Origin of the sequence: Lentzea sp. CC55, assembly GCF_021056325.1 — a bacterium.
GTDB classification, from domain to species: Bacteria; Actinomycetota; Actinomycetes; order Mycobacteriales; family Pseudonocardiaceae; genus Lentzea; species Lentzea jiangxiensis.
Genome location: NZ_JAJCXE010000011.1, coordinates 166,139 through 182,861, shown reverse-complemented (window position 1 = coordinate 182,861; position 16,723 = coordinate 166,139). Strand labels below are relative to the sequence as shown.

The 16,723-nt window shown below is 71.0% G+C and carries 9 protein-coding genes; 6 read left to right on the top strand and 3 right to left on the bottom strand.

Going from position 1 to position 16,723, the window contains the following annotated elements; translation table 11 throughout:
• Positions 1-59: 59 nt before the first annotated feature.
• The 3 genes from lgt to L6E10_RS07965 are packed head-to-tail and all read left to right on the top strand — an operon-like array spanning position 60 to position 3,143.
• Positions 60-1,055, top strand: coding sequence for a prolipoprotein diacylglyceryl transferase (gene lgt / locus L6E10_RS07975; protein ID WP_236218421.1), 996 nt, complete (start codon positions 60-62; stop codon positions 1,053-1,055).
• A 3-nt stretch (positions 1,056-1,058) separates the two neighbouring features.
• Complete coding sequence (locus L6E10_RS07970; protein WP_236218280.1) at positions 1,059-1,721, top strand: response regulator transcription factor; 663 nt, start codon at positions 1,059-1,061, stop codon at positions 1,719-1,721.
• Between the two features lie 48 nt (positions 1,722-1,769).
• Complete coding sequence (locus L6E10_RS07965; protein ID WP_236218278.1) at positions 1,770-3,143, top strand: HAMP domain-containing sensor histidine kinase; 1,374 nt, start codon at positions 1,770-1,772, stop codon at positions 3,141-3,143.
• On the opposite strand, the gene L6E10_RS07960 is transcribed toward L6E10_RS07965, so the two are convergent.
• Positions 3,112-4,011 carry a TAXI family TRAP transporter solute-binding subunit gene (locus L6E10_RS07960; RefSeq protein ID WP_236218276.1) on the bottom strand — a complete coding sequence of 300 codons (900 nt, stop codon included), beginning with the start codon at positions 4,009-4,011 and terminating at the stop codon, positions 3,112-3,114. The genes L6E10_RS07965 and L6E10_RS07960 overlap by 32 nt on opposite strands.
• Before the next feature lie 111 nt (positions 4,012-4,122).
• Here L6E10_RS07960 and dctA point away from each other — a divergent pair, with 111 nt between their 5' ends.
• The 3 genes from dctA to L6E10_RS07945 all read left to right on the top strand — a co-directional run bounded on the left by dctA (position 4,123) and on the right by L6E10_RS07945 (position 12,045).
• Entirely contained in the window at positions 4,123-5,481 is a 1,359-nt protein-coding gene (gene dctA / locus L6E10_RS07955; RefSeq protein WP_236218274.1) for a C4-dicarboxylate transporter DctA, read from the top strand.
• Positions 5,482-6,023: 542 nt separating this feature from the next.
• Positions 6,024-10,547 (top strand): glutamate synthase large subunit, encoded by a 4,524-nt coding sequence (gene gltB / locus L6E10_RS07950; protein ID WP_236218272.1) that lies wholly within the window; start codon positions 6,024-6,026, stop codon positions 10,545-10,547.
• The gene (locus L6E10_RS07945) at positions 10,540-12,045 is read left to right on the top strand and encodes a glutamate synthase subunit beta (protein WP_236218271.1); all 1,506 of its coding nucleotides are present in this window, start codon (positions 10,540-10,542) and stop codon (positions 12,043-12,045) included. Before gltB ends, L6E10_RS07945 begins: the two co-directional genes overlap by 8 nt.
• A gap of 104 nt (positions 12,046-12,149) precedes the next feature.
• Here the strand turns inward: L6E10_RS07945 and L6E10_RS07940 are convergent, their stop codons facing one another.
• Together L6E10_RS07940 and L6E10_RS07935 are read right to left on the bottom strand one after the other, a co-directional pair.
• Complete coding sequence (locus L6E10_RS07940; protein ID WP_236218269.1) at positions 12,150-13,052, bottom strand: phosphate/phosphite/phosphonate ABC transporter substrate-binding protein; 903 nt, start codon at positions 13,050-13,052, stop codon at positions 12,150-12,152.
• Positions 13,049-16,654, bottom strand: coding sequence for a TIR domain-containing protein (locus tag L6E10_RS07935; RefSeq protein WP_236218267.1), 3,606 nt, complete (start codon positions 16,652-16,654; stop codon positions 13,049-13,051). Before L6E10_RS07935 ends, L6E10_RS07940 begins: the two co-directional genes overlap by 4 nt.
• Between the last annotated feature and the right edge of the window lie 69 nt (positions 16,655-16,723).

Below are 16,723 nucleotides of genomic sequence, written 5' to 3'. Positions count from 1 at the left end.
GTAACGATCGCGCGTCCGAACGAGGCGCACACAGGCCCACCGGTACGGTGGGCGTCGTGTTGAACGGGTTGAACGCCGCCGTCCTGGCCACGATCCCGAGCCCAGACCGTGGTGTTTGGTACCTCGGACCGCTCCCCATCAGGGCGTACGCGCTGTGCATCATCGCCGGCATCATCGTCGCCATCTGGTGGGGTGAGCGCCGGTGGGTCGAGCGGGGTGGCATCAAGGGCGAGGTCACGGACATCGCCGTGTGGGCGGTGCCGTTCGGGCTCGTCGGCGGGCGGCTCTACCACGTCATCACGGACAACCAGAAGTACTTCGGGCCGGGCAAGAACCCGCTCGCGGCTCTGGAGATCTGGAATGGCGGCCTCGGGATCTGGGGTGCCATCGCCCTCGGTGCGGTGGGTGCGTGGATCGGGTGCCGGCGCAAGGGCATCCCGCTGCCCGCCATGGCGGACGCGCTCGCGCCCGGCATCGTGGTGGCGCAGGCGATCGGGCGGCTCGGCAACTACTTCAACCAGGAGCTCTACGGCGGCGACACGACGTTGCCGTGGGGGCTCGAGATCTACCGCCGCGTCACGCCCGAGGGGCGCGAGGACGCGCTGGCGGGCGTTGCGATCGACCACACGCCGATCCAGGTCGTGCACCCGACGTTCCTCTACGAGCTGCTGTGGAACCTCGGTGTCGCGCTGCTGATCGTGTGGGCGGACCGGAAGTTCCGGCTCGGGCACGGGCGGGTGTTCGCGCTCTACGTCGCGGGCTACACGGCCGGCCGGTTCTGGATCGAGCTGATGCGCACGGACGAGGCGACGCTGGTCTTCGGGCAGCGGGTGAACGTCTTCGTGTCGGCGCTGGTGTTCTTCGGGGCCATCGCGTACTTCGTCGTCGCCCGTTCGCGTGGTGGGCGTGAGGACGTCGCGGCGGTGCGCACCGCCCACCCCACCGACGGCGAGCCCGTCGAACCGGGCGAGACCCCGTCGCGAGAAGCCGAGGCGGTCGAGGAAGACGCCGAGAAGGACAAGAAGAACTCCTCGGAGTCCGTCAAACCGGAGTGATCTGTGCGCGTGCTCGTCGTCGAGGATGACGACCGGGTGGCCAGGGGCCTGCTGACCGCGTTGCGGCACGCGGGTTACGAGGTTCATCGGGTGGCCACGGCCGCTGACGCGCTGCGTGCGGCGCCGGCGGACGTGGTCCTGCTCGACCTCGGCCTGCCCGACGGCGACGGCCTGGACGTGCTGCGCGAGCTGCGGCACCGGCCGGGCACGGCCGTCATCACGGTCACCGCGCGCGGTGAGGAACGTGAACGCGTGCTCGGGTTGCGGGCCGGCGCGGACGACTACGTGGTGAAGCCGTTCGGCACGTCCGAGCTGCTCGCCCGGATCGAGGCGGTGCTCCGCCGCACGCGCACCCACCGGGCCGAGCCCGACAGCGAGGGGCCGATCCAGGTCGGCCCGTTGCGGATCATCGCCTCGACGCGCAGCGCGACGCTCGCCGGCGAGGCTCTCGCGCTCACGCGCAAGGAGTTCGACCTGCTCGCCCTGCTCGCCGCCCGCAAGGGCGAGGTGGTGAGCCGCGACTTCATCGTGGACCAGGTGTGGCAGGCGCACTGGGAGGCGCCGTCGCGGACGCTGGACACGCACATCGCGGCGCTGCGCGGGAAGCTCGGCGACCAGGTCAAGATCGAGACGGTCCGCGGGGTGGGGTACCGGCTCGCCACGTGACGAGTCTCCGGGAGACATCCACAGGCCGGTGCGGAACAATTCCCACCGATGCTCCGCCGACTGCTCGTCATCACCGTTCCGCTGCTCGTCGCCCTGGTCGCGGCGCTCGGCATCCCCTTGGCGTCCGCGGTGGTGCAGCGGGAGACGCAGACGACCTACCTCGACCGCCTCGGTGACGCGAGCAGGTTCGCCTCCCTCGCCGAGAGCGCGCTCCAGTCGGACCGGCTGGAGGCGCTGAGCCAGGAGATCCAGCGCTACGACACCCTCTACGACATCCCCGTCGCGATCGTCAGCGCCGACCGGCGGATCGTGCTGGCGTCACGGCAGGGCTTCAACCCGAGCAGCGACCCCGAGGTCACCGCACTGCTGAACACCGCCCTGAACGGCGGCGTGCGGCCCGAACCGGAGTACACGGGCTGGCCGTGGCGCACGGGGCCGATGGTCGTCGTCGAACCGGTCGGGCGCGACAGCGAGGTGGTGGCCGCGGTGGTCACCACCTCGCGGACGAACGGCCTGCGCGCCGAGGTGCTGCGGCAGTGGGGGCTCTTGGCGCTCGCGGGTCTCGCGCCGATGCTGGCCGTGGTCGCCGCGGCCTGGCCGATGTCGCGGTGGGTGCTGCGGCCGGTCAGCAAGCTCGACGAGGCCACGGCGGCTGTCGCGCAGGGCAACCTCGACGTGCGGGCGGACGAGGTCGGCGGACCGGCGGAGCTGCGCAGGCTCGCGAAGAGCTTCAACACGATGGTCGACGTGGTCGGCAGGGCGCTGAACAGGCAGAAGGCGTTCGTCGCCGACGCCTCGCACCAGCTGCGCAACCCGCTGGCCAGCCTGCGGCTCGCCGTGGACAACCTGGAGCCGCACGTCCAGGGGGAGGACGCGAGAGAGGCCCACCAGATCGCCGTCGAGGAGGCCGAGGAGATGGGTCGCGTGCTCGACACGCTGCTCGCCGCGACCCGGCTCGACAGCGCGCGGCAGACCGAACCCGTCGAGATCGACCAGCTCATCACGACCCACCGGGCCGCCTGGCAGGCGCTCGCGAGCAGGAGCGGGGTCGAGCTGAAGATCGACGTGCCGGCGGGCCTCACCATGCAGGAACCGCCGGGCGGGCTCGGCAGCGTCCTCGACGAGCTCGTCAGCAACGCCGTCCGCCTCTCCAACGCCACCGAGGTCGTGGTCACCGGCAAGCCCGGTGAGCTGCACGTAGTCGACAACGGCGACGGCTTGGACGACGAGGAGCGCGAACTCGCGCTGCAACGGTTCTGGCGCGCGACCAAGCACCAGAACATCGCCGGTACGGGGCTCGGGCTCGCGATCTGCGCCGAGCTGATCGAGTCGGCAGGGGGCACGCTCTCGCTGCACGACGCCGGCCCGGGCCTGGACGTGAAGGTCGCCCTCAGCGCTTCACGGAACGGAACCAGCGCATAGCGCCCTCGTGCAGCGGCACGAGACCGGTCGCGATGCCGGTGCGGACGTTGATGCGCGACGCCTCCGGGTGGCCCTCCACGATCCGCGCCGTCTCGGTGAACACCGTGCGTGTCACGACCTCGACGACGTCCGCGCTCAGCGACTCCCGCGCCAGCAGCAGGTTCGGCACCGCGAACGTCTGGTTCGCCTGCACGCCCTCGTAGGTGGTGCTCGGGATCGTCGCCGGGATGTACGGGCCCTTGTACTCGTCGGCCAGCTGGACGGCCTCGGCCGGGATGTTCACCAGCCGCACGTTCCCGACCAGGTCGGAGATCGCGGGAGTCGGGATCCCGGTCAGCGCGAGCAACGCGTCCAGCGACCCGTTCGCGACCCTGCGCGAGGCCTCCGCGTGCGCCATGCGTTCGTCCAATGCGGACACGTTGAAGACGTCCAGCATCCGCTTGGCGGTGAACTCCGTGCCGGAACCGATGGGGCCCAGCGAGATCCGCTTGCCCGCGAGGTCGGCGAAGGTGTGGACCGGCGACGCCACCGGCACCGCGATCTGCATGAAGCTGTCGTAGAGCCTGCCCACCGCGCGCACGCTCTGCGGGTCGTCGATCGGGTCCAAAGAGGACAGCGCGAGCTGGGCCTCGCCGGAGCGCAGCAGCTGCAGGTTCTCCACCGACGCGGCCGTGGGGATCGCGGTGACCTTCGTGCCGGGCAGCTGCTCGGCCAGCGCGGCGGCCAGTGCTCCGCCCACCTCGCGGAACACCGCGCCCTCGGGACCGGTCGCGAGCACCAGCTCAGCGGGGGCGTCGACCCTGCGCGGGGTGCACCCGGCGAGAGCCAGCCCGGCCCCCAGCAGAAGCGTGCGACGGCTGAACGACACCGATGAAGCCTAGCTGTTACGTCAGGGCTGTCTGAAGTTTCCGGACGTCCGCTTGTCGGGCCTGGTGGCGCGGCTCACTCTCTCTCCCAACACGTAGTTCAAGGAGGAACAGTGGCCACCACGACCACAGGGCGCAAACCGATCTACAAGCACCTCTACTTCTGGGTGCTCGTCTCCATCGTTCTGGGCGCTGCCGTCGGGTTCCTGTTCCCCAAACAGGCGTCCGAGATGAAGTGGCTCGCCGACCTCTTCGTGAACCTCGTCAAGGTCGTCATCGCGCCGACCATCTTCGCGACGATCATCGTCGGCATCGCGGGCCTCGGGAACCTCGCCAAGGCGGGTGGCCTCGCCCTTCGCACGATCCTCTACTTCACCGCGATGACCACGGTGGCGCTCGCCATCGGTCTCGTCGTCGTGAACATCGTCCAGCCGGGTCACCACGGTGGTGAGATCCAGCTCAACGCGAGCCAGGCCGACGCGACGCTGAAGTCCGCGGCGAACGCGGAGACCGGTGTCACCGGCTTCATCCTGAGCCTGGTGCCGAAGTCGTTCGTCAGCGCGTTCACCGACGGCCAGCTGATCCAGGTGCTCGTGGTCGCCATCCTCGTGGCCGTCGCGGTCGCCGGCATGGGTGAGCGCGGCGCCAAGGTCGTCTCCGCGATGGAGACGCTGTCCAAGGTGATGTTCGGCATCATCAAGATCGTCATGTACGTCGCCCCGATCGGCGCCTTCGGCGGTATCGCCTACACCGTCGGCAAGTTCGGCGGCAGCGTCCTCGGCAAGCTGCTCTGGCTGATGGGCTCGTTTTACGCGACCTGCATCCTGTTCGTCGTCGTGGTGCTCGGCCTCGTGGCGAAGTTCGCGGGCTTCAGCCTCTTCAAGTTCCTGCGCTACATCAAGGACGAGATCCTCATCGTCCTCGGCACGTCGTCGTCCGAGTCGGTGCTGCCGCGCATGATGGTCAAGCTGGAGGCGGCGGGCGCGCAGAAGTCGGTCGTCGGCCTCACCATCCCGACGGGCTACTCGTTCAACCTCGACGGCACCTGCATCTACCTGACCATGGGCGCGATCTTCATCGCCCAGGCCACGGGTCACGACGTGTCGATCGGCGTCCAGATCGGCCTGCTGCTGTTCATGCTGATCGCGTCGAAGGGCGCGGCGGGCGTCACCGGCGCCGGCCTCGTCACCCTGGCCGCCTCGCTGCAGGCGTTCGAGGCCCACTCGGCCATCCCCGCGGTCGGCATCGCGCTCATCGTCGGCATCGACCGCTTCATGTCCGAGGCCCGCGCCATCACCAACGTGATCGGCAACGGTGTCGGCTCGCTCGTGGTCGCCGCGTGGCAGAAGGCCCTCGACAAGGACCGCCTGACCGAGGTGCTGAACAACCCCGACAGCGTCGACGTCGACGACCTGCTGGCCAAGCAGACCGGCGCCGGCGACGACGAGAAGGAGCCGGTCGCGGCTCACTGAGACGTCCGTGGCCGGAGGCGTCTCTTCCCGCCTCCGGCCACGCGACCCACGACCTCCGCGAACAGCGAGGTCCCGCTCTCCCGCCTGCGGCGCGGGATGAACGGGGCCTCGCTGTCGTTTGACCGGAAACAACTGCCGCGACCCGGTTTGCACGGTGCGCGTACCATCTGAAGTGGGACGACGTGAGCGTCCGCTAACTGAGACGATAAGGCGCTGACCAGCGAAGACGCCGGTAGCGCGTGCTGATCCAGTGGGAAGCACCGAATGTAGTGCAGCTCTCATCGGACTGGCGCCAGTTGAACGTTCGGTTACGCTAACCCGGATGTAACGAACGCCGACGTTGGCCGCAATGTCGCTCCGCAGCGGGGAATCGTTACACATCCATGACCTAGATCACCCATTGGCGGGTGTCCCTGGGTTTCGCGGCTGTTAAAGTCGCGTCAACACGCGGGCCATCGTCGTCCCGTGCTCCCACCTGTTGGTTCGAGGTCTGAGCACGAGGACATTGTTCTTTCGCGAGGACGACGAAGGAGGTCTGCGCAGTGATCTTCTCCGCCATCCCCGGCCCCCAGGGTCTCTACGACCCGGCTGATGAGCGCGACGCCTGCGGCGTCGCCATGGTGGCCGACATCCAGGGCAGGCGTTCGCACGGCATCGTGAGCGATGCGCTGACGGCGCTGGCCAACCTGGAGCACCGGGGTGCCGCCGGTGCCGAGCCCACCTCGGGCGACGGTGCGGGCATCCTCCTGCAGCTGCCGGACGAGTTCCTCCGCGCGGTGGCCGGGTTCGACCTGCCCGAGCGCGGGCAGTACGCGGCGGGAATCGCTTTCCTGCCGTTCGAGGCCGAAGAACGCGAAGCCGCCATGCGGCAGATCGAGCGCATCGCCGAGGAGGAGAACCTCGTCGTCCTCGGCTGGCGCGACGTCCCGGTCGCCCCGGAGTCCGCCGGCGTCGGCCCGACGGCCATGTCGGTGGCGCCGCACTTCGCACAGCTGTTCGTGAAGGGCACGCGCGACGAGTCCGGCATCGCCCTGGACCGCCTCGCCTTCTGCCTGCGCAAGCGCGTGGAGCACGAGGGCAGCGTCTACTTCCCTTCGCTGTCGGCGCGCACGATCGTCTACAAGGGAATGCTGACGACCGAGCAGCTGCCGGCGTTCTTCCCCGACCTGCACGACGAGCGCCTCTACACGGCGATCGCGCTGGTGCACAGCCGCTTCTCCACGAACACGTTCCCCTCGTGGCCGCTCGCACACCCGTTCCGGTTCGTCGCCCACAACGGTGAGATCAACACCGTGCGCGGCAACCGCAACCGCATGCGCGCCCGCGAGGCGCTGCTGGACAGCGACCTGATCCCCGGCGACCTCGCCCGGCTGTTCCCGATCTGCAACCCGGACGGCTCGGACTCGGCGTCGTTCGACGAGGTGCTGGAGCTGCTGCACCTCGGCGGCCGCAGCCTGCCGCACGCGGTGCTGATGATGATCCCGGAGGCGTGGGAGAACCACGCCACGATGGACCCGAAGCGCCGCGCGTTCTACCAGTTCCACGCCTCGCTGATGGAGCCGTGGGACGGCCCGGCCTGCGTCACGTTCACCGACGGCGAGATCGTCGGCGCGGTCCTCGACCGCAACGGCCTGCGTCCCGCCCGCTGGTGGCAGACCGCCGACGGCCGCGTCGTCCTGGCGTCGGAGACCGGCGTGCTCGACGTGCCGTCCGACCAGGTCGTCGCCAAGGGCCGCCTGCAGCCCGGCCGCATGTTCCTCGTGGACACCGCCCAGGGCCGGATCATCGACGACGAGGAGTTCAAGTCGACCCTCGCGTCGGAGCAGCCCTACGACGAGTGGCTGCACGCCGGCCTGCTCGACCTGGCCGACCTGCAGGACCGCGAGCACGTCGTGCAGAGCCACGAGTCCGTCGTGCGCCGCCAGCTCACCTTCGGCTACACCGAGGAGGAGCTGCGGATCCTGCTCACGCCCATGTCGATCTCGGGCGCCGAGCCGCTCGCGTCCATGGGCACCGACACCCCGGTCGCGGCGCTCAGCCAGCGCTCGCGGCTGCTCTACGACTACTTCGTGCAGAACTTCGCGCAGGTCACGAACCCGCCGCTGGACGCGATCCGCGAAGAGATCGTCACGTCGGTCAAGCGCGTGATGGGCCCCGAGCAGAACCTGCTGGAGCCCGGCCCGGTGTCGTGCCGCCACGTCACGCTCGACTACCCGGTCATCGACAACGACGAGCTCGCCAAGCTCATCCACATCAACGACGACGGCGACCTGCCGGGCTTCGCGTGCACCGTCCTGTCCGGACTGTACGAGGTGGACGGTGGCGGTGAGGCGCTGGCCGCGGCGATCGAGCGCGTGCGCCGCGAGGCGTCGGAGGCCATCGCGAACGGCGCGCGCACGCTGGTGCTGAGCGACCGCGACTCGGACCACCGCATGGCGCCGATCCCGTCGCTGCTGCTGGTCTCCGCGGTGCACCACCACCTGGTGCGCACCAAGGAACGCCTGCGCGTCGCGCTCGTCGTCGAGTCCGGTGACTGCCGCGAGGTCCACCACGTCGCCGCGCTGCTGAGCTACGGCGCCGCCGCGGTGAACCCGTACCTCGCGTTCGAGACGATCGAGGACCTGATCAGCCAGGGCGCCATCACCGGCGTCCCGGCGCACAAGGCGATCCGCAACTACGTCAAGGCGCTCGTCAAGGGCGTCCTGAAGATCATGTCCAAGATGGGCATCTCGACCGTCGGCGCCTACACCGCGGCGCAGATCTTCGAGGCGGTCGGCCTGTCGAACGACCTGCTGGACGAGTACTTCACCGGCACGCAGTCGAAGCTCGGCGGCGCCGGCCTCGACGTGCTCGCCGAGGAGGTGGCGCTGCGCCACCGCCGCGCCCACCCGGACAACCCGACGGCGCGCGAGCACCGCAGGCTCGAGGTCGGCGGCGAGTACTCCTACCGCCGCGAGGGCGAGCTGCACCTGTTCACGCCGGAGACGGTGTTCCTGCTGCAGCACGCCACGAAGACGCGCAAGGAGGACGTCTTCCGCCAGTACACGGCGGAGGTCGAGCGCATCTCGCGGCAGGGCGGCACGCTGCGCGGCCTGTTCAAGTTCCGCAGCGAGGGCCGCACGCCGATCCCGATCGACGAGGTCGAGCCCGTCAGCGCGATCGTCAAGCGCTTCAACACCGGCGCCATGTCCTACGGCTCCATCTCGGCCGAGGCGCACGAGACCCTCGCGATCGCGATGAACCGCCTGGGCGGCCGGTCGAACTCCGGTGAGGGCGGCGAGGACCGCGAGCGCCTGTACGACCCCGAGCGCCGCTCGGCGGTCAAGCAGGTCGCGAGTGGACGGTTCGGCGTCACGAGCGAGTACCTCGTGAACTCGACGGACATCCAGATCAAGATGGCGCAGGGCGCGAAGCCCGGCGAGGGCGGCCAGCTGCCCGGCTTCAAGGTCTACCCGTGGGTCGCGCGCACCCGGCACTCCACGCCGGGCGTCGGCCTGATCTCGCCGCCGCCGCACCACGACATCTACTCGATCGAGGACCTGGCGCAGCTCATCCACGACCTGAAGAACGCGAACGAGCAGGCACGGGTTCACGTGAAGCTCGTCTCGTCCATCGGCGTGGGCACGGTCGCGGCGGGCGTCGCCAAGGCGCACGCGGACGTCGTGCTGATCTCCGGCTACGACGGCGGCACCGGCGCCTCGCCGATGAACTCGCTCAAGCACGCCGGGACGCCGTGGGAGATCGGCCTCGCCGAGACCCAGCAGACGTTGCTGCTCAACGGTTTGCGCGACCGCATCACCGTCCAGGTCGACGGCGCGATGCGCACGGGCCGCGACGTCGTGGTGGCCGCGCTGCTCGGCGCCGAGGAGTTCGGCTTCGCCACGGCACCGCTGATCGTCGCGGGCTGCGTGATGATGCGCGTCTGCCACCTCGACACGTGCCCGGTCGGCGTCGCCACGCAGAACCCCGACCTGCGCGCCCGCTACACCGGTCAGGCCGACCACGTCGTGAACTTCTTCGAGTTCATCGCGCAGGAGGTCCGGGAGATCCTGGCCGAGCTCGGCTTCCGCACGATCGACGAGGCCGTCGGTCACGCGGAGCTGCTCGACAAGGACGAGGCGATCGAGCACTGGAAGACCGCGGGCCTGAACCTGGACCCCGTCTTCGAGGTGCCCGAGACCCCGTACCCGACGGCGAAGCGCCGCGTCCGCGACCAGGACCACGGTCTCGACAAGGCCCTGGACCGCACGCTGATCCAGCTCGCCGAGGCGGCGCTGGAGGACGCGCACCAGGTGAAGCTGGAGCTGCCGGTCCGCAACGTCAACCGCACGGTCGGCACGCTGCTCGGCGCCGAGGTCACCCGCCGCTTCGGCGGCGAGGGCCTGGAGGACGACACGATCCGGGTGAAGCTGACCGGTTCGGCCGGCCAGTCGCTCGGCGCGTTCCTGCCGCGCGGCATCACACTCGAGATGGTCGGCGACGCGAACGACTACGTCGGCAAGGGCCTGTCCGGCGGGCGGATCATCGTCCGGCCGCACGACGACGCGCCGTTCCGCGCCGAGGACCAGGTGATCGCGGGCAACGTGATCGGCTACGGCGCCACGTCCGGCGAGGTCTTCCTGCGCGGCCGCGTCGGCGAACGCTTCTGCGTCCGCAACTCCGGCGCGCTGCTCGTGGCGGAGGGCGTGGGCGACCACGCGTTCGAGTACATGACCGGTGGCCGGGCAGTGGTGCTCGGGCCGACCGGGCGCAACGTCGCGGCCGGCATGTCCGGCGGAATCGCGTACGTGCTCGACCTGGACCCGTTGTCGGTGAACCAGGAGATGGTGCAACTGCAGCGCCTCAGCGCCGAGGACCTGCGTTGGCTCAAGGACGCCGTCACCAAGCACCACCGGCACACCGGTTCCGCGGTGGCCGCGTCGCTGCTCGGTGACTGGACCCGTCGGGCCGGTGCGTTCACGAAGGTCATGCCCGGCGACTACCAGCGCGTTCTCGAGGCCATGCGCCTCGCCCGCGCTGAGGGCCGGGACGTTGACGCGGCTGTCATGGAGGCGTCTCGTGGCTGATCCACAGGGTTTTCTCAAGCACTCCCGCTCCGACGCGCCGAAGCGTCCGAAGCCGGAACGGTTGCAGGACTGGAACGAGGTCTACCTCCAGGAAACCCCGGAGGAGCGCAACGCCGCCGTGCGCACGCAGGCGACGAGGTGCATGGACTGCGGAATCCCGTTCTGCCACAGCGGAACCGCGGGCTGCCCGCTCGGGAACCTGATCCCCGAGTGGAACGACCTGGTGCGCCGTGGCGACTGGGAGCTCGCCTCGGACCGCCTGCACGCCACCAACAACTTCCCGGAGTTCACGGGCAGGCTGTGCCCGGCACCGTGTGAGGCCGCCTGCGTGCTGTCGATCTCGCACGACGCGGGCGGTGCGGTCGCGATCAAGCGGGTCGAGGAGACCATCGCGGACATGTCGTGGGAGAACGGCTACGTGCAGCCGTCCCAGGCAGCCGTGACCTCGGGCAAGCGCGTCGCGGTCGTCGGATCCGGTCCCGCCGGGCTCGCCGCCGCGCAGCAGCTGACCCGCGCGGGCCACGAGGTCGTGGTGTACGAACGGGACGACCGCCTGGGCGGGCTGCTGCGGTACGGCATCCCCGAGTTCAAGATGGAGAAGAAGGTCCTCGACCGCCGTCTCACGCAGCTGCGCCGCGAGGGCACCAAGTTCGTCACCGGCTGCGAGGTCGGCGTCGACGTCACGGTCGAACAGTTGCGCGCCGAGTTCGACGCGGTCGTGCTGGCCGTGGGCGCGTTGCGCGGCCGTGACGACAAGACGACGCCGGGACGCGAGCTCGAGGGCGTGCACCTCGCGATGGACCACCTGGTCCCCGCGAACCGCGCGTGCGAGGGCGACGGGCCGTCGTCGCTCTCCGCCGAGGGCAAGCACGTCATCGTCATCGGCGGTGGCGACACGGGCGCCGACTGCTACGGCACCGCGACCCGCCAGGGCGCGCTGTCCGTGACGCAGCTCGACCAGTACCCGATGCCGCCCACCGTGCGCGACGACGAGCGCTCGCCGTGGCCGGTGTGGCCGCACATCCTGCGCACGTACCCCGCGCACGAGGAGGCGGGCGAACGCCGCTTCACCGTGGCGGTCAAGCGCTTCGTGGGGGACGACGCGGGCCACGTGCGGTTCATCGAGCTGCAGCAGGTGCGTGTCGAGAAGGACTCGTCCGGCCGCCGCGCCGTGATCCCGGTGTCCGACGAGGTCGAGGTCCTGCCCGCCGACATGGTGCTGCTGGCGATCGGCTTCGAGGGCGTCGAGCACATGCGGCTCCTGGACGACCTGGGCATCTCGCTCACGACCCGCGGCACGATCTCGTGCGGCTCCGACTGGCAGACGACCGCGCCCGGCGTGTTCGTCTGCGGGGACGCCCACCGCGGCGCCTCCCTGGTGGTGTGGGCGATCGCGGAGGGGCGGTCCGTGGCGAACGCCGTGGACAAGTTCCTCACGGGCGCCTCGAGCCTGCCCTCGCCGGTGATCCCCAACCAGCTTCCGCTCGCTGTGGTCTGACAACGGCGTCCGACAGCGGAGAGCAGCATGGCGCCCCGCGCGACAACGGAGTCGCGCGGGGCGTTCGCCTTTCTCCCAGGGGCCGACGCGTTCGGGACCACCCGCTAGCCGGGCGTGCAGGAGCTCCAGCCGACGGCCCGGCACGCAGCCCGCACCGGTTCGTACAACGAGTCGTCGACCTTCGCGTACCCCCAGGCCGTCGCGTCACCCACCGGGCACTCGCCCTGGCAGAACCCGTTGGCCCGCAGGTGGTCCGCCGTCGCCTTCGTCTGCAGGGCGGAGACGATCCGCTGCCGCAGCGGTTCCGGCAGGTCGTCCGCCACGGCCAGGGGAGCGCCGGGGATGGGACCGGACGTCCAGATCTTCGTCAGCTGCCCCGGCTGGACCTGGCCGCGTTCGACCAGGTGCCGGTCGACCATCTCGTCGAACGCGAAGCCCGCGTCGCACTGCCCGGTGGCCACGGCGAGCACGGTGGCCTCGTGGCCGCTGGTGAACACGGGCACGGTGTCGCTCGCCGGGTCGAGGCCGATCGCGCGCAGCGCCGTGCTCGGGTAGAGGAACCCGGAGGTGGACAGGCGGTCGGCGTAGCAGACCTTGCGGCCGCGCAGGTCGGCCAGCGACCTGATGGACGAATCGGCGTGCGCGAAGCCGAAGCCGCGGTACGACGGTGCGGCGCCCTTCTCCTTCACCTGCGCGGAGACCGGGGTGATGCGCGCACCGCGTTCGCGCGCCACGACGTAGGACTGCGGGCCGAACGCGCCGATGTCGATCGAGCCGTCGCGCATGCCGGCGACGAGGGCCTCGTAGCCGGTCGGCTCCTGGACGCGGATCTCCACGCCGGTCTCGCGGCGCAGCATGTCGACGATCGGCAGGTACGTCTGCTGGGTCGTGATCGAGCTCGCGGTCGGGACCCCGCTGAACACCAGGGGTTCGCGGGCCCGCGCCACCTCGGCGGGCGGGGACGAGCACGCGGCGAGCAGCAGGACCGCGGGGAGGAAGCGTTTCATCGCACGTCTCCTGAGCAGGTGTCGCGGTAGGGCAGGGCCGGGAGGTACTGCTGCCATTCGAGGCGGCTGAGGCCACCGCCCGCGACCGCGCAGGCGCGGTGGACGGCGTTGTCGAGCAAAGCCATGTCCCACAACACCGTCGTGCCGTCGGAGCCCGCGGTCGCGAGCACGGCGCCGCCGGGGGCGAAGGCGGCGGAGTTCACCGCCAGCCGGTGGCCGTCGAGCTGCCGGCCGACCTGGCGGGGCTGGTTCGGGTCGGTGACGTCCCAGACGAGCGTGCCGCCGGTGGACGTGCCCGCGACGAGCTTCGTGCCGTCCGGGGCGAACGCGAGAGCGGTGACCTGCTTGTTCTGGCCCAGCGGCTGGCCGATCGGGAGCGGGTGGCCCGGATCGCTGATGTTCCACAGGATCGTCGTGCCGTCGGTGCTGCCCGCGGCGAACACCTTGCCGTCCGACGAGAACGCCGCCGCGCTCACGCTGTTCCTGAGCCCCGCCAGCGGTGGCCCGATCGGTTTGCCGGCGGCCACGTCCCACAGCACGATCGTGTTGTCGCTGCCCGCTGTCGCGTCCATGCCGCCGTGCGAGGCCAGCGAGTGCAGCCGCGAGACCCCGGTGCCCTCGCCGATCTTCCTGGGCTGCTGCGGGTGGCCGACGTCCCAGCGGATCTGCCGGTTGTCCGCCCCGGTGGTGACGAGCGTGGTGCCGTCCTCGAACGCGACGGACTTCACCAGCATGCCGTGCCCGGTCAGCGGCGATCCGATGCGGCGGGGCCGGTCGGCCATCTCCCACACGACGGCGGGCCCGCGGGTGCTGCCCGTGACGAGGCGCAGGCCGTCGGGGGAGAACGCCAGCGACGACACCGCACCCCGTTGTCCCACCAGCGGATCGCCTGCCTGGCGCGGCCGGTCCGGGGTGCTGACGTCCCACAGGACCGTGGTGGCGTCGTGACTCCCGGCGGCCAGCACGGACGAGGCCGGCGAGAACGCGACGGAGGAGACGAGCCCGCTGTGCCCGGTCAGCCTCGTGTGCGTGCGGTCCGCCGGCGTCCACAACGTCGTGGCGCCGTCCGAACCACCGGTGGCCAGCAGCGTCCCGGTGTCGTTGAAGGCCACGGACGTCACGGCCTTGCGGACGTTGTCGTTCAGCGGCTCGCCCGCGACCGGCCGCTCCGGTGAGCCGATGTCCCAGACCACCACCGTTCCGTCGTGGCTGCCGGTGGCGAGCTTCGTGCCGGAGAACGCCACCGACGACACCCCGGCGCCCTGGCGCTGGAACGGCTCACCGAGCTGTGCCGGCCGCGGTCCGAGGCGCCACAACGCCGTGGTGCCGTCCGAGCGGCCGATCGCGAGCAGCGTCCCGGTCTGGTCGATCGCCACCGACGTCACCGGCTGGCCCGACGGCAGGCGCTGACGCCGTGAGGTGGTTCCCCGGTCCCACACCAGCACCGAGCCGTCGGAACTGCCGACCGCGGCGACGTCGCGCGACAGCGCCACCGACGTGACGGCCGCGCCCGTGCCGGACTCGGTGGCCAGCTGCCGCGGCTCGTCGGTGAGGTCCCAGAGGCTCGCCGTGCCGTCCGTGCTGCCGACGACGGCCGTGTGCCCGGCGGGACCGAACGCGACAGCGGACACCGTCTCGCCGAACGAACCGCCGTACCGCGTCGTCAGCAACGTGTTGACCAGCTCGGTGTTCGTGTCCGAGCTGGGGACGAGCCCGTGCGCGGCCAGCCCGAGCCGCAACGCGAGCCGCGGCGACGAGTTGCGCGCCACCTGGGCCTGCGCGATGAGGGCGCGGGCGGTCGCGGTGTCGCGTTCGTCGCTCGCGATGCTCCACTGCACGGCCGCGAGCCCAGCCGCGCCGACGGCCGCCACGAGGAACACCGCGAGCCAGCTGGTCGTGCGCCTCCGGTCGCGGCGCCGCTGACCCTGCAGCGCGACGATCCTGGCGCGGCTCGCGGTCAGGAACCGGCGGGCGTCGGGGGAGAGGTCGTCGTCGGCCACCAACGGCGCGATGGCGGCGAACGTGTCCTCGTTGAGCAGCAGGTGGTCGGCGCACCCGCCATCGTTCCACTGCGAGGCGTCCAGCTCGACCGACTGCGCCGCCCGCAGGCCGATCTGCCGCTCGTCGATCGCGGCGCGCAACGGCTTCCACTCGGTGAACAGCGCCTCGTGCGCCACGCCGATCCAGCGGCCCTGCTTGTCGCCGCTCGCCGTCAGCAGCCGGTGCCGGACGAACACCTCCAGCGCCTCGCGGGCGCCGGGGTCGAGCTGCGCCAGGCTGACGCGCTTGCGGGTCGGCACGCCGGTGTGGTCGAGCGTGGCGAGCGACGCGAGCCGGGAGAGCAGCTCCTCCCGGCCGAGCCCGGTTTCCGAGACGGCGCCGTCGAGCACGTCGTCCGCGTGGCGGGCGAGCGCCCCGTGCACGCCGCCGAGGTGCTCGTAGCGTTCGCTGGACAGCGTGCCGCCCCTGGGCACGCCCATCGCGAGGTGCTGCAACGTGAACGCGAGCAGCGGCAACGCCTCGCCGCTCGCCGTGTCCTCCACGAGCCGCGCGACGAGCTCCGGGTGCACCTTGAGCCCCGCCACCCGCGCCGGCCCGGTGATCACCACGTTCAGCACCTCCCGGGCGAGCGGTGCGAGCACGTAGCTGCCGAGGTGGACACCGCCCAGCTCGGGCAGCGTCCGCAGGTCGTCGAGGAACTCCGACCGCAGCGTGGCGATCACCCGCACGTTGTCCGTCAGCGCGTCCTTGAGCAGGCTCGCCACGCACTGCCGGTCCTCCTCGCCGGAGCGGGTGAAGAGCTCCTCCGCCTGGTCGATGGTGATCAGCAGCCGGCGGTCCTCGTCGACGAGCTCGTGCGCCACCCCGCGCAGCCCGTCGAGGACGAGCCGGTCCCTCGTCTCGCTCGGGCTCCAGCGCAGGCCGACGCGCTCGGCGGTCTTGCGCACCGACCGGGCCAGCGCGTCCAGCGGGTCGTTGCCCGGCAGCCACGGCGGCATGACGAGCCAGCGGGGGTCGTCCGCGAGCTGGGCCAGCAGGCCGGCTTTGACCAGCGACGACTTGCCGCAGCCGGAAGGGCCGACGACCGCCAGCAGCCCCGGCCCGCGGCGCACCTTGCGGGCCAGCGCACGGGTCTCCTGGTCGCGCCCGAAGAACACGGCGCTCAACGCCGTGCTGAACGCGTCGAGGCCCGGGAACGGCTCCTGGTCCTTCGCGAGCTTGCGGCCACCGGCGTCGAACTGCCGCAGCGCCTTCTCCAGGTGCTCGCGCGCGGTGGCGTGCGGGATGTGGTTGAGGTGCCCGATCAACGGGTGGATGACGCCCTCGGCCTGCACGGGCAGCAGCAGGCAGCCCAGGGCGTCCGCGATGGCGACCTCGGCGGTGCACCAGCTGGAGACGACCGAGGCCCCGCTGACGAGGCAGACCACCGCGTCCGCCCGGCGCAGCTCGTGGTGCAGGCGCTCGCGCCACGCCTCGCCGACCTGGATGCCGTCGTCGGGGTGGACCTCCAGGAAGGTGTCGTGATCGGGGTCGAGCCAGTCGCGGATCTGCGCCGCGATCGCCACGTCCTGCGTCGCATGGCTGATGAACACCCTCGCCACGGCAGGCCTCCTTTGGCATTCGGTCACCGATTGTGCAGAGCGGCAGGGGATCGGTGATCGGTTGTCCAT

Bases quoted from the DNA above. Each gene is read 5' to 3' on its own strand.
- L6E10_RS07965 (WP_236218278.1), top strand. From the start codon at position 1,770: ATGCTCCGCCGACTGCTCGTCATCACCGTTCCGCTGCTCGTCGCCCTG.
- L6E10_RS07940 (WP_236218269.1), bottom strand. From the start codon at position 13,052: ATGAAACGCTTCCTCCCCGCGGTCCTGCTGCTCGCCGCGTGCTCGTCC.